18 protein-coding genes are annotated in these 21,396 nt (G+C 67.2%); 12 read left to right on the top strand and 6 right to left on the bottom strand.

Annotation, left to right across the window (positions count from 1 at the left end):
- Positions 1-80: 80 nt before the first annotated feature.
- The gene (locus tag ACTRWB_RS07925) at positions 81-1,415 is read right to left on the bottom strand and encodes an NAD(P)/FAD-dependent oxidoreductase (RefSeq protein WP_446901504.1); all 1,335 of its coding nucleotides are present in this window, start codon (positions 1,413-1,415) and stop codon (positions 81-83) included.
- A gap of 224 nt (positions 1,416-1,639) precedes the next feature.
- On the opposite strand from ACTRWB_RS07925, the gene ACTRWB_RS07920 reads away from it, so the two are divergent.
- Both ACTRWB_RS07920 and ACTRWB_RS07915 read left to right on the top strand, forming a co-directional pair.
- Positions 1,640-2,494, top strand: coding sequence for a helix-turn-helix domain-containing protein (locus ACTRWB_RS07920; RefSeq protein WP_446901503.1), 855 nt, complete (start codon positions 1,640-1,642; stop codon positions 2,492-2,494).
- A gap of 106 nt (positions 2,495-2,600) precedes the next feature.
- Positions 2,601-4,268, top strand: coding sequence for an ATP-binding domain-containing protein (locus ACTRWB_RS07915; protein ID WP_193100281.1), 1,668 nt, complete (start codon positions 2,601-2,603; stop codon positions 4,266-4,268).
- A 45-nt stretch (positions 4,269-4,313) separates the two neighbouring features.
- Here ACTRWB_RS07915 and ACTRWB_RS07910 read toward each other — a convergent pair whose 3' ends face one another.
- The gene (locus tag ACTRWB_RS07910; protein ID WP_446901502.1) at positions 4,314-5,873 is read right to left on the bottom strand and encodes a methyl-accepting chemotaxis protein; all 1,560 of its coding nucleotides are present in this window, start codon (positions 5,871-5,873) and stop codon (positions 4,314-4,316) included.
- A 230-nt stretch (positions 5,874-6,103) separates the two neighbouring features.
- On the opposite strand from ACTRWB_RS07910, the gene ACTRWB_RS07905 reads away from it, so the two are divergent.
- Positions 6,104-7,618, top strand: coding sequence for an MDR family MFS transporter (locus ACTRWB_RS07905; RefSeq protein ID WP_446901501.1), 1,515 nt, complete (start codon positions 6,104-6,106; stop codon positions 7,616-7,618).
- Positions 7,619-7,682: 64 nt separating this feature from the next.
- On the opposite strand, the gene ACTRWB_RS07900 is transcribed toward ACTRWB_RS07905, so the two are convergent.
- Positions 7,683-8,681, bottom strand: a complete 999-nt coding sequence (locus tag ACTRWB_RS07900; protein ID WP_412024306.1) for a quinone oxidoreductase family protein — start codon at positions 8,679-8,681, stop codon at positions 7,683-7,685.
- A gap of 137 nt (positions 8,682-8,818) precedes the next feature.
- Between ACTRWB_RS07900 and ACTRWB_RS07895 the strand changes: the two genes are divergently transcribed.
- A complete protein-coding gene (locus tag ACTRWB_RS07895; protein WP_343493254.1) occupies positions 8,819-9,691 on the top strand; it encodes a LysR family transcriptional regulator in 873 nt (290 codons plus the stop codon).
- Positions 9,692-9,766: 75 nt separating this feature from the next.
- On the opposite strand, the gene ACTRWB_RS07890 is transcribed toward ACTRWB_RS07895, so the two are convergent.
- Positions 9,767-11,131, bottom strand: a complete 1,365-nt coding sequence (locus ACTRWB_RS07890; RefSeq protein ID WP_446902033.1) for an MFS transporter — start codon at positions 11,129-11,131, stop codon at positions 9,767-9,769.
- Between the two features lie 426 nt (positions 11,132-11,557).
- On the opposite strand from ACTRWB_RS07890, the gene ACTRWB_RS07885 reads away from it, so the two are divergent.
- The 6 genes from ACTRWB_RS07885 to ACTRWB_RS07860 all read left to right on the top strand — a co-directional run bounded on the left by ACTRWB_RS07885 (position 11,558) and on the right by ACTRWB_RS07860 (position 16,763).
- Positions 11,558-12,577 (top strand): AraC family transcriptional regulator, encoded by a 1,020-nt coding sequence (locus ACTRWB_RS07885; protein ID WP_446901500.1) that lies wholly within the window; start codon positions 11,558-11,560, stop codon positions 12,575-12,577.
- 98 nt (positions 12,578-12,675) lie between these two features.
- Positions 12,676-13,239 (top strand): N-acetyltransferase family protein, encoded by a 564-nt coding sequence (locus tag ACTRWB_RS07880; protein ID WP_446901499.1) that lies wholly within the window; start codon positions 12,676-12,678, stop codon positions 13,237-13,239.
- A 9-nt stretch (positions 13,240-13,248) separates the two neighbouring features.
- On the top strand, positions 13,249-14,097 hold the full coding sequence (locus tag ACTRWB_RS07875; RefSeq protein ID WP_446901498.1) for a MerR family transcriptional regulator: 849 nt from the start codon (positions 13,249-13,251) through the stop codon (positions 14,095-14,097).
- 123 nt (positions 14,098-14,220) lie between these two features.
- Positions 14,221-15,201 (top strand): sulfonate ABC transporter substrate-binding protein, encoded by a 981-nt coding sequence (locus ACTRWB_RS07870; protein ID WP_048247443.1) that lies wholly within the window; start codon positions 14,221-14,223, stop codon positions 15,199-15,201.
- Between the two features lie 460 nt (positions 15,202-15,661).
- Positions 15,662-15,874: a DUF1059 domain-containing protein gene (locus ACTRWB_RS07865; protein WP_048247441.1), complete on the top strand. Its 213-nt coding sequence runs from the start codon at positions 15,662-15,664 to the stop codon at positions 15,872-15,874.
- 415 nt (positions 15,875-16,289) lie between these two features.
- On the top strand, positions 16,290-16,763 hold the full coding sequence (locus ACTRWB_RS07860; RefSeq protein ID WP_446901497.1) for a hypothetical protein: 474 nt from the start codon (positions 16,290-16,292) through the stop codon (positions 16,761-16,763).
- Between the two features lie 108 nt (positions 16,764-16,871).
- On the opposite strand, the gene ACTRWB_RS07855 is transcribed toward ACTRWB_RS07860, so the two are convergent.
- Complete coding sequence (locus ACTRWB_RS07855; RefSeq protein WP_446901496.1) at positions 16,872-17,441, bottom strand: YdeI/OmpD-associated family protein; 570 nt, start codon at positions 17,439-17,441, stop codon at positions 16,872-16,874.
- A 126-nt stretch (positions 17,442-17,567) separates the two neighbouring features.
- A complete protein-coding gene (gene speB / locus ACTRWB_RS07850) occupies positions 17,568-18,536 on the bottom strand; it encodes an agmatinase (protein WP_129515185.1) in 969 nt (322 codons plus the stop codon).
- A gap of 347 nt (positions 18,537-18,883) precedes the next feature.
- Here speB and ACTRWB_RS07845 point away from each other — a divergent pair, with 347 nt between their 5' ends.
- Both ACTRWB_RS07845 and ACTRWB_RS07840 read left to right on the top strand, forming a co-directional pair.
- Positions 18,884-19,555, top strand: a complete 672-nt coding sequence (locus tag ACTRWB_RS07845; protein ID WP_446901495.1) for a lysoplasmalogenase — start codon at positions 18,884-18,886, stop codon at positions 19,553-19,555.
- A gap of 246 nt (positions 19,556-19,801) precedes the next feature.
- Positions 19,802-21,385, top strand: coding sequence for a flavin-containing monooxygenase (locus ACTRWB_RS07840; RefSeq protein WP_343493244.1), 1,584 nt, complete (start codon positions 19,802-19,804; stop codon positions 21,383-21,385).
- Positions 21,386-21,396: the final 11 nt, after the last annotated feature.

Below are 21,396 nucleotides of genomic sequence, written 5' to 3'. Positions count from 1 at the left end.
GAATCTCCTGAAGGATGCGGGCTCGATTCTACGACGGGAACGCGGCGATCCGGCCCGACATCATTGCATCGATTCGTCCGTTACAGCATGCTGCGCGGCCGCACCATCGTGCCGTCGACGAAACGCCGTGCGCGGAACGCCGACAGGTCGAGCGACGGCGCACCCGTGTCGATCCATTCGGCAAGCAGCCGGCCGACGATCGGCCCCATCGCGAAACCGTGACCGCAGAACCCCGTCGCGATCGCGAGCCCCGACGGCGTCCCCGGCGCATCGATCACCGGAATGCCGTCGGGCAGCACGTCGATCAGGCCGGCCCAGGCCTCGACGATCTGCACGTCCTTCAGCGCGGGGAAGATCGCCTTGAGCTTCGCGAGCGCGCGCGGCGCGTGCGCGCGATTCGGCTGCGGCTGCGGATCGCGCGGTTCGATCGGCCCGGTCGCGCCGTTGATACGCGCGAACACGTCGCGCCACGCGGCCGAATTCACGTGCAGCCGGAATTTGTCGCGCTGCGACCAGAACTGCGGCCAGAAGAGACTCAACCCGCGCAGGTGGCCGAGCGTCAGGTCGACGTCGACCTGCATGTCGTCGGCGAGATTGATCGCGCCGTTCTTGCGCTGCCGGATGCCGAGGCCGTGCCCCCACACCGTCGACGCCGATACCGGCGGCACCACATTGGTGCGCATGCAGGTGCCGCGCACGGCCTGCTGCGGCAACCGGATGCCGACGCCGTCGAGCAGCCGGAAACTGGTCGCGCCGGCCGCGCAGATCACGCGCCGCGTGCGGATCTTGCCGCGCTCGGTCGCAACGCCGACGACCGCGCCGCCGGCCGTCTCGATCGCCGTCACGCCGCAGCCTTCGAAGAAGCGCGCGCCGGCCTCGGTGGCACGCGCGGCGAACGCCGCAGCCACGCGGCGCGGCTCGGCCTGCCCGTCGGTCGCGGTGTACAGCCCGCCGAGCGTGCGTGCCTGCGGTGAAAGGCCGCTGACGCGCTCGTCGATCTGCGCGCGCGTCAGCGTACGCGTGTCGAGCCCGTGCTCACGCGCGACGCCGAGCCATGCGTTGAACGACGACCAGTCCGTTTCGTTGTCCGCAATATAGAGACAGCCGCCCTGCCGCCATTCGAGATCGAAACCGAGGGTTTCCTCTAACCTCTCCCAGATCCGCATGCCGGCCATCATCAGCGGCACCTCGGCGGCTTCGCGGCCCTGTTGCCGCACGAAGCCCCATGCGCGCGTCGACTGTTGTCCGGCGATACGCGACTTGTCGAGCACGACGGCCTTCAGGCCGCGCAGGCCCAGGTAGTACGCGGCCGCGCAGCCCATGATGCCGGCGCCGGCAATCACGACGTCGGCCTCGGCCGGCAGTGCCGTGTCGGCGCGGGTCAATGCATCGTGCAGCGGATAGGTTGTCGTCATTGTTTCCTGTCGGGCGTTAATGCATCCGGATATGGGCCGTCGCGGTAACGTAGTGACACACCTTTCACAGAAACGCACCGTTCGCGACACGGAATGACGACCATTTTGCGGTAAAGTTATCTTTTCCGCGCGTGGCCGGTCGGCTCGCCATTGGACGTCATGAAGACTGTCCGTCGAGACTGCCGCAAGGCGTCGTTCTGAACGTCACGATCCGTTCCCGTAGCATGACCACTGAAGCAATCACCACGGATTCCCTCGCGGTCGCCGAGCGCGTGCGCGAGCTGATGACCCGCAACGGCATCGGCAAGCGCCAGCAGACCACCGAGTTGTGCCGCATCCTCGATCTGAGTTTCTCGCAAGGCCACCGCAAACTGCGCGGCAGCAGCCCCTGGACACTCGCGCAGATCAAGAAAGTCGCCGAAGCGTACGGCGAACCCGCCGCCCAGCTGTTCGGCGCGCAGACGCTCGACCCCGGCATGGTCGGCGCGTACTCGCAGGAAGCCGTCCTTTATGCGGGCGTCGCCGAGATTCCCTGCACCGCATGGATCGGCGCGCCGCTCGAAGCCGGCGCGCGCCCCGAGTTCGTCGCGTACGAACAGAACGGCCGCTGGCGCGTGCTGCGCCACACCGGCGCGCTGTACCAGAATGCGTACGACGTGCACAAGATCGAAATCTATCCGCGCCGCGCGGAGAGCGACAAGCTCGTCGTCGCCGTGATCGACCCCGATCGCGTCAGCGCGACCGAGCTGTGCCGCTATCTCGAGCGGCAGGGTTTCGCGACGGCCGCGTTCGACGGTCTCGCGGCGTTCGTCGACGCGCTGCAGGGCCAGGCGTTCGACGCGGTCCTGACCGAATGGCTGTTCGACGACGGCACGGCCGCCACCGCGATCAAGGCCGTGCGCACGTCCGACAACCCGGGCGCGCCGATCTTCGTGCTGACGGGCGACCTGCTCACAGGCCGCGCGAGCGAGGCCGACATCAGCGAAGTGATCCGCGCGTTCGACGTCGTCTGCTACGAAAAACCCGCGCGCATGGCGATCCTCAGCGCCGATCTCGCGAAACGGCTCACGCGCGGGTAACAATCGCCCACCTTCCGGACGCACGGCGTCCGTGCGGGCCGTGCGGTCGTGAACAGGTTCCTCAGTACAATAGCCGCACCTGTTCACGCGTACGCCGCCCGACTCCATGGCCCGCCTCATTCCCGACGACTGGAAAAGCCTCGCCGCGACCGGCGCGGCCGAACGCGAGCGCGAAACGCTCGCTGCCCTCGAACACGCGTTGCCGGACAGCTACACCGTGTATCACGGCGTGCACTGGACGCGCGCCGACCAGGCCTTCTCGGTGTTCGGCGAGGCCGCGTTCGTCGTCGTGAGCCCGGCCGGCCGCGTGCTGCTGATCGAGCAGAAGGCCGGCTTCCTGCGCGAAACGCCGAAGGGGCTCGTGAAGGTCTACCTGCAGAAGGAACGCAATGTTCCGATCCAGCTCGCGCGCACGCAGGAAACGCTGCACCGGCGCCTGACGGTTGCGCTCGGCGCGGGTGTCTACGGCGTCGAGGCGCTGCTGTACTGCCCCGACTACACGATCCGCCAGGCGTCGATCGCCGGCGTCGCGGCCGACCGCATCGTCGACGCGTCGCGCAAGGCGCAGCTCGCGCAGGTGATCCTGCAGATCCTGCCCGAGGACGACGAACACTTTCCGAACGCGTCGAAGCTCCACCATTTCCTCGCGGACGAGCTGGCGCTCACGCCCGACACGAGCGCGCTCGTCGGGCAGGCCGGCACGCTCGTCACGCGGCTGTCGGGCGGGCTCGCCGCGTGGGCGCGCCAGCTCGAATTCGCGCCGTTCCGGCTGCGCGTCACCGGCACGGCCGGCTCGGGCAAGACGCAGCTCGCGGTGCAGGCGATGCGCGATGCCGTCGCCGCCGGCAAGCGCGTGCTGTACGTGTGCTTCAACCGGCCGCTCGCCGACTACATCGCGCGCATCGCGCCGCCCGGCGCGAAGATCGCGAACTACCACCAGTTGTGCGACTGGGTCGCGCGCGATGGCGGTTATACGCCCGACTTCCAGGTGCCCGGCGAATTCGAGCGGCTCGAGACGCGCTTCGCTCAAACGCCGATCCCCGAGCGCTGGCGCTTCGACGTGCTGGTCGTCGACGAGGGGCAGGATTTCCATGCGCCGTGGGCGGCCGCGCTCGAGCGCCTGCTGGCACCGGACGGCGCATGGTGGTGGCTGGAAGATCCACTGCAGAACCTGTACATGCGCGAGCCCGTCGCGCTGCCCGGCTGGGTCACGCTGAAGGCGCTCACGAACTACCGCAGCCCGCGCGATTTGCTGGAATTCGTGCGCGACGTCGTCGGCCGCGTCGAACCGCTCGCGGCCGAACTGCGCTCGGGCAGCCCGTTCGACGGTTCGGATCCGTCGGTGTCGGCATACGGGGAAGAAGGTGCGTCGGGCGACGCGTTGGCGGAAGCCTGCATCGACGCGACCAAGCGCGCGATCACGCAGGCGCTGTCGCTCGGCTTCCGCAAGCAGGATATCGCGGTGCTGTCGTATCGCGGCCGCGAAGGCTCGGTGCTCGCACCGCTCGACCAGCTCGGCCCGCACCGGATCAAGAGCTTCACCGGCAAGTACGACCTGTTCGGCAACCCCGAATATCGCGAAGGCGACGTGCTGCTCGATTCGATCTACCGCTTCAAGGGCCAGTCGGCGCCGTGCGTGATCCTCACCGAAGTCGACTTCGATACGCTCGACGCGCGCGCCGCGCGCAAGCTGTTCGTCGGCGCGACGCGCGCGACGATGAAGCTGCTGATCGTCGCGTCGTCGCGCGCGGCCGCGCAACTCACCGACGTCTGACGCGGCGGGCGAGCGAACGCCTCGTCAGCGCCCGCCATCCATTCGTCAAGCGACGCGGAACGCTCCCACCGCGCGGCGCAGCCCATCGGCCTGCTCCTCGAGCGACGCGGCGGCCGCCGCGGCCTGTTCGACGAGTGCCGCGTTCTGCTGCGACACCTGGTCCATCTGCGACACCGCGCGATTCACCTGCTCGATCCCGTCGCGCTGCTCGCTCGACGCCGCCGCGATCTCCGTCATGATGCCCGTCACGCGCCCGATCGCCTGCTGGATGTCCTGCATCGTCGTGCCGGCCATACTGACGAGCCGCGAGCCGGTCGCGACGCGCTCGACCGATTCGCCGATCAGCGTGCGGATTTCCTTCGCCGCGGACGCCGAGCGTTGCGCGAGCGTGCGCACCTCACCCGCGACCACCGCGAAACCACGGCCCTGCTCGCCCGCGCGCGCGGCTTCGACCGCCGCATTCAGCGCGAGGATGTTGGTCTGGAACGCGATCCCCTCGATCGTGCCGATGATGTCGGCGACCTTCTGCGAGCTGTGGTCGATCTCGTTCATCGTGCCGATCACCTCGCCGACCACCGTCGCGCCGCGCGTCGCGATCTCGCTCGCGCTGTCCGCACAGGCCTGCGCCTCGAGCGCATGGTCGGCGTTCTGCTTCACGGTGGCCGTCAGCTGCTCCATGCTCGCGGCCGTCTCCTGCAGCGCGGACGCCTGTTCCTCGGTGCGCTGCGACAGGTCGGTGTTGCCGGCCGCGATCTGGTGCGTCGCCGTCGAGATGGCTTCGGAACCCTGGCTGACCTGGCGCACCGTGTCCGCGAGACTGCGCTGCATGCCCGTCACGCCCTTGACCAGTTCGGCCATCTCGTCGCGCGACGACCAGCGTACTTCCGACGTCAGGTCGCCGTCCGACAGGCGGCGGAAATGCGACAGCAGTCGGTTCACCGGCTGCGTGATCGCGAAATGCAGGCCGATCGCGCAGCCGAGGCACGCGGCCAGGCCGAACGCGATGCCCGCGATCGCGCCCGCGCGCATCCAGCCGTAATAGGTCTGCGCGGTGTCGTAGACATCCTTGCCGCGCGCGACCTGGTAAGCATCGAGCGCATCGGTCGCCTGCGTGAGCGCGACCGACAGCGGCGGCGCAACCGTCATCAGCAGCCGGTCGGCCTCGTCGCGCCGGCCTTCGCGGATCGCGTCGATCAGCGGCTTCAGCGCCTGCCCGATCAGCGCCTGGCGCGCGGCGTCGAGACGGCTCGCGAGCGGGCCTTCGTCGCCGTCGTGCGGCATCGCCGCGTAACCGCGCCACGCGGTGTCGGCCTTCGCGAGATAGCTCTCGGCCTTCTTGACGAGATCGGGCACTTCCGGCGCTTCCGGATGCAGCAGCGCGCGGTCGAGCGTCGTGCGCACGATCGTCAGGTTCAGGCTCGCCGCGGACAGCGCGGTCTTCGCAGCCAGTTGCTGCGTATAGGCCTCATCGAGCGCGCGGTTCGAGCTCTGCATGCCGGCGAGGCCGATCAGCCCCGACACGACGAGCAGCACGGCGACGAGACCGAGCGTGGAGAAGATCCGCGTACGGATCGAGAAACGGGAAAACAGGGCGTTCAGGTTCATGACGGGCGTGAGCGATGAAAAGTGCCGCGGCAATCGGTCCGCAGCACTCTGGATTACGGTTTGCCTGCAGAAAACTTGAGTCCGCCCCTGCTTTTCGTCTGATCACGGTCAATTTTTCGCGCCGGCAATCTCCTGTTACGGTTGCAACATATCGAGGCTGGGCAGAAATTGACTAGGCAATCATCCATGGTTATATTTCGGATCAATTCCCTGCCATGGCAGATATTCCGATGACCACCAACACCCTCCTTACCCAGCCGGCCGCCGAAGCGGCCCGCCGCGATGCGCCCACCGCGCTGATCGTCGCCGCGCTGCTGCTCGTGATGCTGCTGTCCGCGCTCGACCAGACGATCGTGTCGACCGCGCTGCCGACGATCGTCGGCGAGCTCGGCGGCCTCGACCAGCTGTCGTGGGTCGTCACCGCGTACCTGCTGTCGTCCACCGTCGTGCTGCCGCTGTACGGCAAGCTCGGCGACCTGTACGGCCGCAAGATCGTGCTGCAGGCCGCGATCGTGCTGTTCCTCGCCGGCTCCGCGCTGTGCGGCGTCGCGCAGGACATGACGCAGCTGATCGTGCTGCGGGCGCTGCAGGGGCTCGGCGGCGGCGGCCTGATGGTCGTCACGATGGCGGCGATCGGCGATCTGGTTCCGCCCGATCGCCGGGCGCGCTATCAGGGGATGTTCGGCGGCGTCTACGGCCTCGCGACCATCATCGGCCCGCTGCTCGGCGGCTTCCTGGTCGAGCACCTGTCGTGGCGCTGGATTTTCACGATCAACCTGCCGCTCGGCTTTCTCGCGCTCGCGGTGATCGGCATCGCGTTCCGGCCGCACACCGCGCACGTGAAGCACCGGATCGACTACATGGGCGCGGCGTTCCTCGCGACCGCCCTCACCTGCGTGATCCTGTTCACGAGCGAAGGCGGCTCGCTGCTGCCGTGGACGTCGCCGCAACTGTGGATGACGCTCGTGCTCGGCCTCGTCGCGATCGGCGGCTTCATCTACGAAGAACGGCTCGCGGCCGAGCCGATCATCCCGCTCGAGCTGTTCCGCCATCGCACCTTCGTGCTGGTCAGCCTGATCGGTTTCGTGGTCGGCACCGCGCTGTTCGGCTCGGTCACGTTCATTCCGCTCTACCTGCAAGTCGTGAAGGGCTCGACGCCGTCGCAGGCCGGCATGCAGTTGCTGCCGATGATGGGCGGGATGCTCGCGATGTCGGTGATCAGCGGCCGGCTGATCTCGCGGCTCGGCTCGTACCGGATGTTTCCGATCGCGGGCACGCTGATCGGCGGGATCGCGCTGGCGCTGCTGTCAACGCTGACGCTCGATACGCCGCTGCATACGATGTACGCCTACATGGCGCTGCTCGGGATCGGCCTCGGGATGGTGATGCCCGTGCTCACGCTCGCGGTGCAGAACACGGTCGAGTTCCGGCACATGGGTGTCGCGACGTCGGGCGCGACGCTGTTCCGCTCGATCGGCAGCTCGATCGGCGTTGCAGCGTTCGGTGCGCTGTTCTCGCACGGGCTGCAGTCGCGAATGCTGCAGGCGCTGCCGGCCGGCACGGAGTTGCCGCCCGCGCTCGGCCCGGGTGCCGTGCACCAGTTACCGGACGCGGTGCGCGACGTGTACCTGCATGCGTTCGCGGGCTCGCTGCATGTCGTGTATCTCGCGGCGGCCGTCGTGGTTGCGATCGCGTTCGTGCTCGCGTGGTTCGTCGAGGATGCGCCGCTGCGCAAGCACAACTGACCGGCTGCCGCGGCAGCACCGCGATGCGACGTCAGGCCGCATCGCGATCCGCACTCGCCCGCCGTTACGGCACCAGCACCACCGCCCCCGTCGTCGCACGCGACTCCAGCAACCGGTGCGCCTCGGCCGCCTGTTCGAGCGGCACCCGCGCGCCGATCTCGACGTGCATGCCGCCCGCCAGCCGTTCGAGCGTCGCGCGCGCGGCTTCGCGATACCCGGCGACGTCGCGCGCGATGAAACCAAGCACGCTCGGCCGGGCCAGCGCGATCGAGCGGGTCGGCCCGAGTTCATCGAGGTCCAGCGTTTGCCGCGCGCCGATCGCGGCAACCTGCCCGATGCTCGCGACCATCCCGAACGGACGGATCGCGCCGAGCGTGCGCGTCAGCACGTCGCCGCCGATCCCGTCGATCGCGTAATCGACCCCCGCGCCGCCGCCGAACGCACGCGCGGCCGCGACGAAATCCTCCTCGCGATAATCGACGACCGCCTCCGCGCCGTGCGTGCGCACGAGCGCGGCTTTCGCGGCCGACCCGACCGTGCCGATCACCCGCGCGCCGAGCGCACGCGCCCACTGCGTCGCCAGCAGCCCGACGCCGCCGGCCGCCGCGTGCACGAGCACCGTGTCGCCGGCGCCGACCTGCCGGACGCGATGCAGCAGCATGTAGACGGTGATCCCTTTCAGCAGCCCGGCGGCCGCCGCGTCGTCGCTCAGGCCGTCGGGTATCGGCAATACGCGCTCGGCCGGCATCGTCCGCAGGCTCGCGTAGCTGCCGGTCGGCATACCGGCGTACGCGACGCGCTGGCCCGGGACGAGATCCGTCACGCCGGCCCCGACCGCGTCGATCACGCCGGCCGCCTCGACGCCAAGCGCATCCGGCAACGCAGGCAATGCGTGCGCGCCCGTCCTGAAATAGATGTCGACGAAATTCACGCCGATAGCGGTCTGGCGAATCCGCACTTCGCCGGCACCGGGCGGCGCGACGGGCGCATCGACGCGGCGCAGCACGCCGGCGTCGCCGTAACGGTCGATCCCGATCCGGATGGCGGTGGTTGTTTGGGTCATGACGTTCCTCACAATCGAATGAAGTGACACGATCATCCCATCGTGCATAATCAAACGGAATTCATGTTTGTCGCCCACTTACTGTGCAAAATTCGACCGATCACGATCAAGATCCCGCTGCCGCGTCTGCACTGCCGATGAGCTGGGACGACATCCGCTACTTCCTCGCGGTGATGCGCGGCGGCAGCCTGTCGGCCGCCGCACGGGCGCTGCAGGTTCAGCATTCGACGGTCGCGCGGCGCATCGACGCGCTGGAGTCCGCGCTCGGCATCCGGCTGTTCGACCGGCTGCCGCGCGGCTGGCCGCCGACCGACGAAGGGCTGCACCTCGCCGAGCACGCCGCACGCATCGAAACCGACACGCATGCGTTCGCGCGCGCCGCGCAGGGCGCGGCGGCACTCGACGGCGTGGTACGCGTGTCGGCGTCGCCGGTGTTCGCCAGCCATTTCCTCGCGCCGCGGCTCGCCCGCGCGCAGCACGCGTGGCCGGCGCTGCGGATCGACCTGATGGGCGAGATGCATGCGGCGAACCTGTACGCGCGCGAAGCCGATCTCGCGGTACGGCTGTCGCGGCCGAGCGAGCCGGGGCTCGCCGCGCGCCGGCTCGGCACGATGCGCTTTGCGCTGTGCGCGTCACCGGAATGGGCGGATGCGCCGCCCGACACCTGGCCGTTCGTCGGCTACGACGACGCGCTCGCGCAAACGCCGCAACAGCAGTGGCTCGAACGCTTCGCGGCCGGGCGCCGTTTCGCGTTCGTCACCAACGACCTGGCCGCGCAACATCGCGCGTGCGCGGCGGGGGCCGGCGTCGCGCTGCTGCCCAGGTTTCTCGTCGACGATCCGGCCGCGCACGCCGGTGCGCCGCTCGTCGAGCTGACGGCCGCGCCGCGCTGCGACATCGAGCGCGAGATCTGGCTCGTCGTCCACCCGGACGTGCGCCGCTCGCCGCGCGTGCAGCGCGTCGCGGATGCGATCGCGGACGCGGTACACGCGGCGGACGGGCGGCTCTGACGCCGCAGCCGCGTCAGAACCACTGCGGCGGGCCGGCCGCGATCCCCGGCGGGTTGCGCCCCGCAGATGCGCCGCTCAGGATTGCCGCGCGGGCGACGCCTGCCGTTCGCCGGCCGAAGCCGGAAGGCCGCGATGCGACGCCGAGCGCCGATGATCGATCAGGCCGACCGCGACGGCCGCCGCCAGCGCGGGCAGTCCGATCGCCATGAAGTTCTGTTCCAGCGGCAGATCGATGCCTACCAGCAGACCGATGACGATCGGCGCCAGGATCGCGCCGCTGCGACCCACGCCCAGCGTCCAGCCGATGCCGGTCGAGCGGATCGCCATCGGATAGAACTGGCCCGCATACGCGCAGTTGACGATCTGCGTGCCGATCGTCGAAGCGCCCGCGACGCCGACCAGCACGAACAGCAGCGCGGTCGGCATCGGGTAGCCGAGCAGCGTGATCGACACCGCGGCGAGCAAATACATCGACATGAGCACCGTCTTGATCGGAAAGCGATCGGCCAGCCAGCCGCCACCGATCGCGCCGACCATCGCGCCGGCATTCAGCACCAACACGAAGGTCAGCGCGGAGCCGAGGCTGTAGCCGGCGCTCGCCATCAGCCTCGTCAGCCACGAACTGAGCGCATACACCATGAACAGGCACATGAAGCAGGCGATCCAGAACATGACGGTGCTGAATCCACGACCGTCGTCGAACAACTGGCGAACCCGTGCGCCGCCCGCCGTGTCCTCGCGCGGAACGACATAACAGTCGCCCGGTTCGCGCCGGTACGTCGGATCGAGCCGGCGCGCGATGCGCGCAAGCTCGTCGGTCCTGCCGCGCCGGATCAGGAACGGCAGCGATTCCGGCATCCATTTCACGAACAGCGGGACGAGCAGCACCGGCGCGGCCGCCGCGACGAACACGGACTGCCACCCGAACGCCTCGATCATCCCCTTGCCCATCACGGCCGCCAGCATGCCGCCGACCGAATAACCGCTGAACATCAGCGTCACCAGCGTACTGCGCATGCGGCGCGGCGAGTACTCGGTCATATGGGCTATCACGTTCGGCATCACGCCGCCGATGCCGATACCCGCCAGGAAGCGCGCGGCGCCGAACAGCGCGGGCGTCGGCGCCAGCCCGGCCGCCGCGGTAAACACGCTGAACAGCGTCAGGCAGGCCGCGATGGCCCAGCGGCGCCCGATCCGCTCGGCGATGGTCCCGAACACGATATTGCCGAACATCATGCCGAACAGCGCCGAGCTGACCATGAATCCGGCCTGCGCCGGGCTGACGCCCATCTCCTTCATGATCGCCGGCAGCGCGATGCCGGCCACCGCCAGGTCGTACCCGTCGAACACGATGATCAGCGCGCACCAGAACAGCACGACGCCGTGCAGCTTGCCCAGCCGCGCATCGTCGGAGAGCGCCTGCAGGTTGATTTGACGCATGGAACTTCCTTCTTTTTTACAGAGGGGATTCAGGCCCGACGGTAGCCGTCGCATCACGCGCGCTCGAACCAATACGATCGCTCAGCCTATCGATTTAGTAGTTGTACGAATCATCATCGCGAAATGCGCCGCTGTCCGTCCGGATGCCGGCGCAGTGTAGGAAGCCACAATGATTTCCACTATCCGGAATTTGCAGGCGGCTCGCGAATTCGATCCGTTTTTCTCGTGCCGCACGCCGCGCGCTATCCGGATTTTTCCTCGGCGGGAACTGGACTATCCGATTCTTGCGAAACTTTCGACAAGCCTGACAAAGATCAATATCATCCTTTCAGGATATCTCGCTCACAAGAGAAACCGATGTGGCACGACGCGCATCCGCGGCCAGCCGGATGTGCCGCACGACAAGCGCCACACAGGAGACGCCCCATGCCCCTCACCGCGAATGCGGACGTGCTGTCCGCGCTGTATCGGAATTGCGTGTTTCGATCAGGATTGCGCACGGATGCGCACGAGCAGGTCTCGCTGGAACTGGCCGAGCATGCGCTGCGCTGGAAGCAAGGCATACCCGACGCAGCGCTTTTCAAGGGGCAACTGAATCACCTGAGCGTCTACGCGCTGCAGTACGGCGCCGAAGTCGAGGTCGCCCCGCGCCCGTTCGACGGCTTTTCGCTCGTCCACACGTCGCTCGCGGGCGGCGCCGAAATCGAGTGCGACGGGCACGTGATGGGCGTGTCCGAAGGGCGCACCGCCGTGCTGGCGCCGACGTCGCGCGTCCGGCTCCGCTGGCGGTCCGGCACCCGGCAACTGATCGTCAAGGTGCCCGATTCGCTGATGCGCGCGGTCTGCGGCCGCCGGCCCGACGAAGCGGCGCCGGGCCTCGCGCCGGGATTCCTGTTGCCGACGGCGCTTGCGTCGCAATGGGATCTGATCGCGCAGTCGCTGCTCAACGTGCTCGCCGTTGCCGACGACGGCGGCATCCGCGCCGAATGGCGCGACCACTTCGAACGGAGCCTCGCGCTATTCCTGCTCGTGCATTGCCCGCCGTCGCCCGCTGCCGCGCAGGCCGGCCCGGCACCGCAAGCGCGCGGCGCGCCGACGCACGCCGGATCGCGTGGCGGCATCCGGCAGATGGATGCGCTGCACGAATTCATCCACGCGCGGCTCTGCGCGCCGATCTCGCTCGAAGATCTCGCCAGGGCGGCCGGTGTCAGCCTCCGGACGCTGAACGTGCTGTGTCGGCGCTACCACGGCGCGACTCCGATGGCGCTGCTACGCAACATCCGGCTGGACGCCGCGCGCGTGCAGTTGCTGAGCGACCCGGTGGCCAGCATCACCGATACGGCGTTGACGTTCGGCTTCGGGCACCTCGGTCGCTTTTCCGCCTACTACTTCGCCCGCTTCGACGAGTTGCCGCGCGACACGCAGAAGAAGCGGCAGCCGAACTGAACGCCGCGGCGCCGGACGCGCGGCCGGCCGCTTTACGTGTCACGCAATCGCCCGCATAGTCATGGTTTGCCCGCATCCCGGCCCTGCCCCCCGTCACCATGTCCACCACGCCAGCCGCCTGCATCGTCCGCGACGCGACCGACGCCGATCTCGCCGCGATCCACGCGATCTATGCGCACCACGTGCTCCACAGCGTCGCGTCGTTCGAGGAAACGCCGCCCGACGCCGCCGAGCTGCGCGCGCGCCGCGACGCGGTGCTGCGCGACGGGCTGCCCTATCTCGTCGCCGAATGCGACGGTCGCGTGGCCGGTTATGCGTACGCGACGCCGTACCGTACGCGCCGCGCGTATCGCTTCACCATCGAAGATTCGATCTACATCGACGACGCGCAGCGCGGGCGCGGCGTCGGCCGTACGCTGCTCGCGGCCCTGATCGCGCGCTGCGAGGCCGGCCCGTGGCGGCAAATGATCGCGGTGATCGCCGACGGCGGCACCGGCGGCTCGACGTCGCTGCATCGCGCGTTCGGCTTCGAGCCGGCCGGCACGCTGAAGGCGGTCGGTTTCAAGCACGGCCGCTGGATCGACACGGCGCTGATGCAGCGCCCGCTCGGCGACGGCGCGCACACGCTGCCCGCCTCGCCCGAGCCCGCCCCGTCGCGCTAGAATGGCCGCATGGCAAAACAGACTCATTCCACACCCGACGAGGCCGCGGCCGATTCCCGCAACGAGTACACGGTCGACGAACTCGCGCGCGTGTCCGACACGACCGTGCGCAACGTTCGCGCGTACCAGGACCGCGGGCTGCTCGCGCCGCCGGAGAAACGCGGGCGCGTCGGCATCTACGACGACACGCACGTCGCCCGCCTGAAGCTGATCAACCACCTGCTCGCGCGCGGCTATACGCTGTCGAACATCCAGGACCTGATCAAGGCGATCGACGAAGGCCACGACCTGCGTTCGATCCTCGGCCTCGAAAACGCGATCGGCGGCCGCTGGTCGCATGAACTGCCGAAAACCTATTCGCTCGCCGCGCTCGCGCAGATGTTCGGCCCGCAGGCCACCACGCAGCTTTCCCGCGTGACCGAGCTCGGCCTGCTCGAACGGCACGGCCTGTCGTTCGTCGCGAAAAGCCCCGCGCTGCTCGAGGCGGCCGCCGCGATGACGAAGGAAGGCATCCCGCCGCGCGAGCTGCTTGACGTGATCAGCCTCGCGCGGCCGCACTTCGACGCGATCGCGCGGCTGCTCGTCGACCTCGTCGTGAAGCGGCTCGACCGCTACGACGCCGACACGCTGCCGCCAGCCACCGACGTGCCCGAACTGATCGACGCGATCTGGCGCCTGCGCCCGCTCGCGGCCGTGTTCGTCGAAGGCGAGACGAACCGCGCGCTCGAAACCGCGGCAAGCGCGTATCTCGGCGGCCGCGTCGCGACGATCCTCGACAAGAAGCTCAGCGACGAGGCCGCGCGGCAGTCCGGCACGCCCGACTCTTCGGATACGCAAGGCGACGGCGACAAAGCATAAGCCCGCCGCCGTCATATTGATATCGGCAATGCTTCGTTTGCGGGCACGATCGCCCATGCGACGATTCTTCCAACCGAGCGGCACCGGCCGCTCCCCGAAGACGTTTCGCATGGAGTCCGTTCGATGATTCGTTTCACCCGCTGGATCACCCGCACCGCCGCGACGGCGCTCGTCGCCGTCGCCGCCACGTCGGCCTTCGCGCAGGGCAGCGCCGACAAGGTCGTGCGCATCGGCTACCAGAAGGCCGGCCTGCTGTCGGTCATCAAGGCGCAAGGCTCGCTCGAAGCACGCCTCAAGCCGCTCGGCTATGGCGTGCAGTGGTTCGAATTCCCGGCCGGCCCGCAACTGCTGGAAGCGCTCAACGCGAACAGCATCGACTTCGGTTATACGGGCGCGCCGCCGCCGGTGTTCGCGCAGGCCGCCGGCGTGCGCTTCGTGTACGTCGGCGCGGAGCCGCCGTCGCCGCACAACGAAGCCGTGTTCGTGAAGGCCGATTCGCCGGTCCGTTCGCTCGCCGACCTGCGCGGCAAGAAGGTCGCGCTGCAGAAAGGCTCGAGCGCGAACTACCTGCTGCTCGAAGCGCTGAAGAAGGCCGGCGTGCGCTACGACGAGATCCGCCCCGTGTACCTGCCGCCCGCCGACGCGCGCGCCGCGTTCGAGAGCGGCAACGTCGACGCGTGGGCCGTGTGGGATCCGTACTACGCAGCCGCGCAGAATTCGCTGAAGATTCGCACGCTGTCCGACTACACGGGCCTCACGCCCGCGAACAACTTCTACGAGGCGACGCGCGATTTCGCGGAGCAGCATGCCGACGTGGTCGGTGCGATCCTGAAGCAGGCGCGCGAGACAGGCCTGTGGGTCAACGGGCATCCGGCCGAGACCGCCGCGCTGATCGCACCGAAGGTCGGGCTGCCGCTGCCGCTCGTCGAGACGTGGATCAAGCGCGTGCCGTTCGGTGCGGTGCCGATCGACGAGAAGATCGTCAAGGTTCAGCAAGGCGTTGCCGATGCGTTTTATGGGGCGAAGCTGATTCCGCAGAAGCTGAGCGTCGCCGATAACGCGTGGACCGACAAGCGCGTGGCGACGGCGGTCGCGGCGAAGTAACGCGCAGCTCAGCGCGCACGTGTTCGAAAAAAAGGCCGACGGGCACCCTGCCCGTCGGCCTTTTGCGTTCTTCTGGAATTTTCGGTGAGCCGCGGGACGAACTGCCGGCGTTCGGCCATCTACGGACGTCGACCCGCACGTTCGAAGTGCCATTCAAACGTCGCTTCCGGCCAGACAATGGACTTTTGTGTGTGGATTTCGTCAGCCATGTAGTCGGCCGTTAATTACATCCCTGTTTCATTCCTGGCTGCAGGCGGCAACTGCCGCACGTCGTACGGGCGACGCACCCGGGACGCCGCAAATTTCGATGCGCTACCGCGAATTCATTGCACGCAACCTATACTTTCAAAATCATTTCGTCCGCGACAAGGAGGCGCAAACGTGCCCTATGTGCTTCGCGCGGCATCCCGCGCGGTCATTCACGCAAGACCCATGACTACTGTCGTATGAAGAGGACATCATGACGCGCAAATACATCGATTGCCGGGAATTCCCGAGCGAAATGAACTGTTCCGTTGCGCTATCCGCGGATTCCGAAAACGAGTTGCTCGAGGCGGCTGTCCAGCATGCGGTCACGGTCCACAAGCATGCCGATTCGCCGGAGCTGCGTTCGCAGCTGAAAACGCTGTTTCATGACGGCACACCGCCCGTTGAAGCGCCGCGTCACGCGTAACGCTGATGCGACCGATTGAAGAGCAGCGACCCCCTCACGACGGCCATCTGCCAACAACGCATCTGCGTTGACCGTCGCTGCTCATCTTGCCGAAATCTTCGTCTGTGTGGTCCAAGTCGGGCGGCGATGGAAGGTCGGCTATCGTGCGAATATCTCGCTGTCGGGCCGAACTTGCAGTTCCGCGTTCGACCACGAACGGACAGTCGGCGCCACTCCCCGGACCGTCGACGATTTGCCCGCCACGAGTCCCTTCTGACATGGCTTGACGCGTATAACCGTCAATTGCAATGCAGGATTTGCCCAAGGTCGTGGCAGGGCAAAGTCCGTCATCCGGCACGACCCGGTCACGGGCGGTTGTCCGGAAAATCCGCCGTCGTTGAAACTGATCTCAGTCAATGCCAGGAGAATCACGTCAATGCGATCACACCAGCTTGAACTATTCGCGGACTACTTCCAGTTCTATCTTCAAGACGAGATCGCGGACGGAGATCTATCGGTGGCGTGGGATGACGCGGCAGTGGAGCGCATGTTGGCCGTTACGGAAGACCAGGACGTGATCGGGCTTGGTACTGTTCGAAACATGCACGTACCCGTGACGCTGGAATTTATGAGTGACGCGCCTGCGAATGATCTCGCCAACTTCGATCACGTGGTTGAAGGCACGTTGATCATTAACGTGGGACCGCTTGTCGTGGCTGGCTGCATGGACTATTTCCCGGATGCCGCCCGATTCGAACTTGAACCCGGGACATACAGAGTCAGGCTCTCCTGTTCTGGCTTGGCTACGCTGTCGGAAGACGGACTTGAAGGGCAAGACCACTATCTTGTTCAGCTGTGGCCGGCAGTGCCTGTCGAGCCAACCGTGCTTAAGCAACATCTCAACGGCTGAACTCGGCCAGTAGCAGCGCTTCGGGTGTGTTCCACACATGACGGTCGCTGAGCCGCAGCGGCCATGACGGGTTAGTGTTTGGCAAAACCTCCGCCAGAATCGCAAGACTTATGGATGGAAGGTTTCGCCACGGTTCAGCATGTCGACGAATTCCGCGATTTTGCGCGCCCTCGTTTCCGGCTTTTTGGCGTTCTGTATCCGATACAGGATGGCATAGCGGTTGCGGCTGTTCAGGGTTGCAAAAAACTTCCTGGCGCCCGGATTGGCATCCAGAGCCGCCTGCAGGTCGTCCGGCACGACCGATTGACTGGCCGACGTATAGGCAGCCTCCCAGCGGCCGTCCTTCCTGGCCTTCTCGATTTCGCTCATGCCGGGCGGGCGCATTCTGCCTGCGGCGATCAGCGCTTCAGCCCTTTCCTTGTTGAGTTTGGACCAGATGCTTTTTGCGGTGCGCGGGGTGAAGCGTTGTAACCAGTATTGCTCGCTCTCAGCCTGCTTTTTGCCATCGATCCAGCCATGACAGAGGGCGCTTTCCAATGCCTGTTCGTAGGTGACGGTCCGCTGCCCGGTGCCCTTTTTCGCCAGACGCAGCCATGCACCGGTCGAACTGCTGCCGTGTTGCCCCAACCAGCTTTCCCATTCGGTCTGACTGGTAAAGGTTAGAGCGCTTTCGGTCATGTCGCTATCCTGAATGGTTCAGTCCATGTGCGGGGAAGGCGTACGCAGTCTAGCGGTTTTCATACGAACATCAACGTCCGTGGTGCGGCCCATGACCGGTCGCTCGGCAGCCACGGGCCCGCCCGTTTACTTCAACGCCCCCGCCACCTTCTTCTGCCGCCACAGACACAGCAAATCACAAGCAACATGCGCGGCCGCAATCGCCGTAATGTCCGCATGATCGTAAGCCGGCGCCACCTCGACGACATCCGCGCCAACCAGATTCACGGCGCCAAGCGCCCGCACGATCGCCAGCGCCTGCGCGGACGACAACCCACCCGCGACCGGCGTCCCCGTCCCGGGCGCGAACGCCGGATCGAGGCAATCGATATCGAACGTCAGGTACGCGGGCCGCGCGCCGACGATGTCGACGATCCGCTCGACCGCCGCGCGCGAACCGTGATCGTGCACCCACGCGGCGTCGAGCCGCTCGATCCCGAGGAAATCGTCATTCCACGTGCGGATCCCGACCTGCACCGACGTCGCCGGATCGATCAGCCCTTCCTTCACGGCCTTGTAGAACATCGTCCCGTGATTGAGGCTGTCCGGATCGTCGTCGGCCCACGTATCGCAGTGCGCGTCGAAATGGATCAGCGACAGCGGCTTGCCGTAGCGCTCCGCGTGCGCGACCAGCAGCGGATACGTGATGTAGTGGTCGCCGCCGAGCGTCAGCATCTTCGCGCCCGAACGCAGGATCGTGCGCGCATGCTCGACGATCGCGGGCTTGATCGACAGCGGGTTGTGCGCGTCGAACCAGCAGTCGCCGTAGTCGACGGCCGCGAGGTCGTCAAACGGATTGAAGCCCCACGGATACGGATTGAGTTCCGCAAGCTGCACACTCGCCGCGCGAATCGCAGCCGGCCCGAGCCGCGCGCCCGAACGATAGGTCGTCGCGAGGTCGAGCGGCACGCCGGAAATCGCGACGTCGACGCCGTCGAGCGCACGCGAATAGTTGCGGCGCATGAACGACAGCACACCCGCATAGGTGTTTTCGATCGAGGAGCCGTACGGCGTCGTGCGACGGATCGCGCCGTCGCCGTGGAAAAGTTCGGTCATGGTCGAACCTGTTTTCGTGGGGAGCCGGCCCCGCCCCGCTTCGCATTGGCGCGCGGGCCGGGCACGGCATGGATTCATCGGGTACGCACCGGCTTGCGCATCCAGTCGCGCGGCCGGGCGGGACAACGACAACGGCAATACGGCGGCGATCATAACAAGCCGAATTGAAGTCGTTGCCCCGGTTCGACCGGGGCAACGCGTCGAAGAAATCCGGCGGCCGCATCGGCACCGTTTCCTAGAAGGATTCGCCGGTTTTCGCACGCCTTTTCTTCCGGATAATGGCCGGCAGCCGCGCCGCCGCCGGCGCGCCGTCCACCGCAGACAACAACAAACCGGAGACACCCGCCTTGATCGCCACGCTTCCCGCCACCTACCGCCGGCTCTGGCCGCTCGCCGTCGCCGCCGCGCTGCTGTACGGGCTGTCGCTCGCCGTCGCGCCCTATCCCGGCCAGGCCGCCGCGAAAGCCGCGATGGGCATCCTGTTGCTCGCGGCAGGCAGCACCTGCGGCGCGCGGCGCGAACGCGCGTGGCTGTGCGCGGCGCTCGCGACCGCCGTGCTCGGCGACGTGCTGCTCGCGCTGCCCGACTGGCCGCTGTCGTTCGTCTTCGGCCTCGGCGCGTTCCTGCTCACGCATCTCTTCTATTGCGCGATTTTCTTCCGCTGGCGCGCGCGGCCGCACGGCTGGCGCATCGGCGCGCTCGTCGTGCTGTGGATCGCCGCGCCGGCGTTCTACCTGGCCTTCCTTCCGCACCTCGGCGAGCTGCTGGCGCCGGTCGCCGTGTACATGCTGGTGCTGTGCGTGATGGCGAGCTTCGCGCTCGCCGCCCGCACGCACGGCCCGCTGGTGGCCGTCGGCAGCCTGGTCTTCGTCGGCTCCGATACGCTGATCGGCGTCGGCCGCTTCCTCGGCGGCTTTCCCGGCATCGACTACCTGATCTGGGGCCTCTATGCGCTCGCGCAGGTCATGATCGTGGCCGGGGTTTTCCATGAGACCGCCGCCCGATCGATCCGCCCCTGATTCCGTTTCAAACAGACCGCCGCGCGCCGGCGGTCTCGTCCACCGCTTGTCTCGCCCCATCGACGGGCCTTTCCGTGAATTCCGCATTGCGGAAACCGGCCCGTTCCAAACCCCGCTCAGCCTTTTCCCGTCTGGTTTCCGGCCCTTAGAGCGGCGCTTCTAGCCTCTTGCGGTTTCCGGGCTCACCCACTATCGTTACATCAAACAATGTAACATTCGAAAATGAGCCAAATCGGAGACACCCGGATGAATGCTCGCACGTTGCCTTTCGGTCCGCCCGGCCACGACGGCCAGGACGAAACCATCGATATCGCCATCATCGGTACCGGCTTCGCCGGTCTCGGGATGGCGATCCGCCTGCGGCAAACAGGCGTGACCGACTTCGTCGTCCTCGAGAAGGCCGCGTCGGTCGGCGGCACGTGGCGCGACAATCATTACCCCGGGTGTGCATGCGACGTGCAATCGCACGTCTATTCGTTCTCGTTCGCGCCGAACCCGCGCTGGACGCGCATGTTCGCGCCGCAGCCGGAGATCCGCGCGTATCTGGAAGACTGCGTGCAGCGCTTCGGGGTCGGCCCGCACCTGCGCCTGAACCACGAACTGCAGCGCGCCGAGTACGACGAAGCCGCGCAGCGCTGGCGCCTCACGTTCGCGAACGGCAAGCGGCTGTCCGCGCGCGTGCTGGTGTCGGGGATGGGCGGCCTGTCGCGCGCCGCGCTGCCGGCGATTCCCGGCGTCGAGAACTTCAAGGGCCGCGCGTTCCATTCGCAGCATTGGGATCACGACTACGCGCTCGAAGGCAAACGCGTCGCGGTGATCGGCACCGGCGCGAGCGCGATCCAGTTCGTGCCGCAGATCGCACCGCGTGTGAAGGAACTCGCGCTGTTCCAGCGCACGCCGCCGTGGATCATGCCGAAACCGGACCGCAACCTGAGCGGCCTCGAGAAGTGGCTGTTCCGCACGCTGCCGTTCACGCAGAAGGCCGTGCGCAGCGGCATCTACTGGATGCTCGAATCGCGCGTGCTCGGTTTCGCGATCCATCCGTCGCTGATGAAGAACGTGCAGAAGCTCGCGCTGCGCCACATCCGCAAGCAGATTCCCGATCCGGAGCTGCGCAAGACCGTCACGCCGAATTACACGCTCGGCTGCAAGCGCGTGCTGATCTCGAACGACTACTACCCGGCGCTGTCGCGCAAGAACGTCGACGTGATCACGACCGGCATCGACCACATCGAGGCCGACGCGGTCGTGACGACCGACGGCAAGCGCCATGAAGTCGACTGCCTGATCTACGGCACCGGCTTCCAGGTTGCCGATCCGTTCCCGCGCGGCGCGATCGTCGGCCGCGGCGGCCTCGACATCGTCGATGCGTGGCGCGACGGCGCGCACGCGTATCTCGGCTCGACGCTGCCCGGCTACCCGAACTTTTTCATGATCGTCGGCCCGAACACGGGCCTCGGCCACAACTCGATGGTGTTCATGATCGAGTCGCAGATCGAATACATCCTCGGCGCGCTGCAGGCGATGCACCGCGAGCGAGCGGATGCGATCGAGGTGCGTCCGCTCGTCGAGGCGCAGTTCAACAGCGACCTGCAGGGCAAGCTGAAGAAGGCGATCTGGTCGACGGGCGGCTGCAAGAGCTGGTATCTCGACCCGCGCACGGGCAAGAACACGACGCTGTGGCCGGGCTTCACGTGGCGCTTCCGCCAGGCGACCGCGCGCTTCTCGATCGCCGATTACCACGCGTATCGCGCGCCGCAACACGACACGACTGCGCGGCCCGTCGCCGCGCCCGCCGCTTCCGCTTCCACTTCCGCCGAAGCGGCCTGAGCCAGACAAGG

The sequence above is a fragment of the Burkholderia sp. YIM B11467 genome (genome assembly GCF_052952715.1).
This window is presented reverse-complemented; position numbering and strand designations above follow the sequence as displayed.

What these genes read in the sequence shown, in the direction of transcription:
- ACTRWB_RS07905 (WP_446901501.1), top strand. Translation starts at nt 6,104, where the DNA reads ATGACCACCAACACCCTCCTTACCCAGCCGGCCGCCGAAGCGGCCCGC.
- ACTRWB_RS07915 (WP_193100281.1), top strand. Translation starts at nt 2,601, where the DNA reads ATGGCCCGCCTCATTCCCGACGACTGGAAAAGCCTCGCCGCGACCGGC.
- ACTRWB_RS07860 (WP_446901497.1), top strand. Translation starts at nt 16,290, where the DNA reads ATGCGATCACACCAGCTTGAACTATTCGCGGACTACTTCCAGTTCTAT.
- ACTRWB_RS07895 (WP_343493254.1), top strand. Translation starts at nt 8,819, where the DNA reads ATGAGCTGGGACGACATCCGCTACTTCCTCGCGGTGATGCGCGGCGGC.
- ACTRWB_RS07900 (WP_412024306.1), bottom strand. Translation starts at nt 8,681, where the DNA reads ATGACCCAAACAACCACCGCCATCCGGATCGGGATCGACCGTTACGGC.
- ACTRWB_RS07910 (WP_446901502.1), bottom strand. Translation starts at nt 5,873, where the DNA reads ATGAACCTGAACGCCCTGTTTTCCCGTTTCTCGATCCGTACGCGGATC.
- ACTRWB_RS07875 (WP_446901498.1), top strand. Translation starts at nt 13,249, where the DNA reads ATGGCAAAACAGACTCATTCCACACCCGACGAGGCCGCGGCCGATTCC.
- ACTRWB_RS07840 (WP_343493244.1), top strand. Translation starts at nt 19,802, where the DNA reads ATGAATGCTCGCACGTTGCCTTTCGGTCCGCCCGGCCACGACGGCCAG.
- ACTRWB_RS07885 (WP_446901500.1), top strand. Translation starts at nt 11,558, where the DNA reads ATGCCCCTCACCGCGAATGCGGACGTGCTGTCCGCGCTGTATCGGAAT.
- ACTRWB_RS07880 (WP_446901499.1), top strand. Translation starts at nt 12,676, where the DNA reads ATGTCCACCACGCCAGCCGCCTGCATCGTCCGCGACGCGACCGACGCC.
- ACTRWB_RS07920 (WP_446901503.1), top strand. Translation starts at nt 1,640, where the DNA reads ATGACCACTGAAGCAATCACCACGGATTCCCTCGCGGTCGCCGAGCGC.
- speB (WP_129515185.1), bottom strand. Translation starts at nt 18,536, where the DNA reads ATGACCGAACTTTTCCACGGCGACGGCGCGATCCGTCGCACGACGCCG.
- ACTRWB_RS07865 (WP_048247441.1), top strand. Translation starts at nt 15,662, where the DNA reads ATGACGCGCAAATACATCGATTGCCGGGAATTCCCGAGCGAAATGAAC.
- ACTRWB_RS07855 (WP_446901496.1), bottom strand. Translation starts at nt 17,441, where the DNA reads ATGACCGAAAGCGCTCTAACCTTTACCAGTCAGACCGAATGGGAAAGC.
- ACTRWB_RS07870 (WP_048247443.1), top strand. Translation starts at nt 14,221, where the DNA reads ATGATTCGTTTCACCCGCTGGATCACCCGCACCGCCGCGACGGCGCTC.
- ACTRWB_RS07890 (WP_446902033.1), bottom strand. Translation starts at nt 11,131, where the DNA reads ATGCGTCAAATCAACCTGCAGGCGCTCTCCGACGATGCGCGGCTGGGC.
- ACTRWB_RS07925 (WP_446901504.1), bottom strand. Translation starts at nt 1,415, where the DNA reads ATGACGACAACCTATCCGCTGCACGATGCATTGACCCGCGCCGACACG.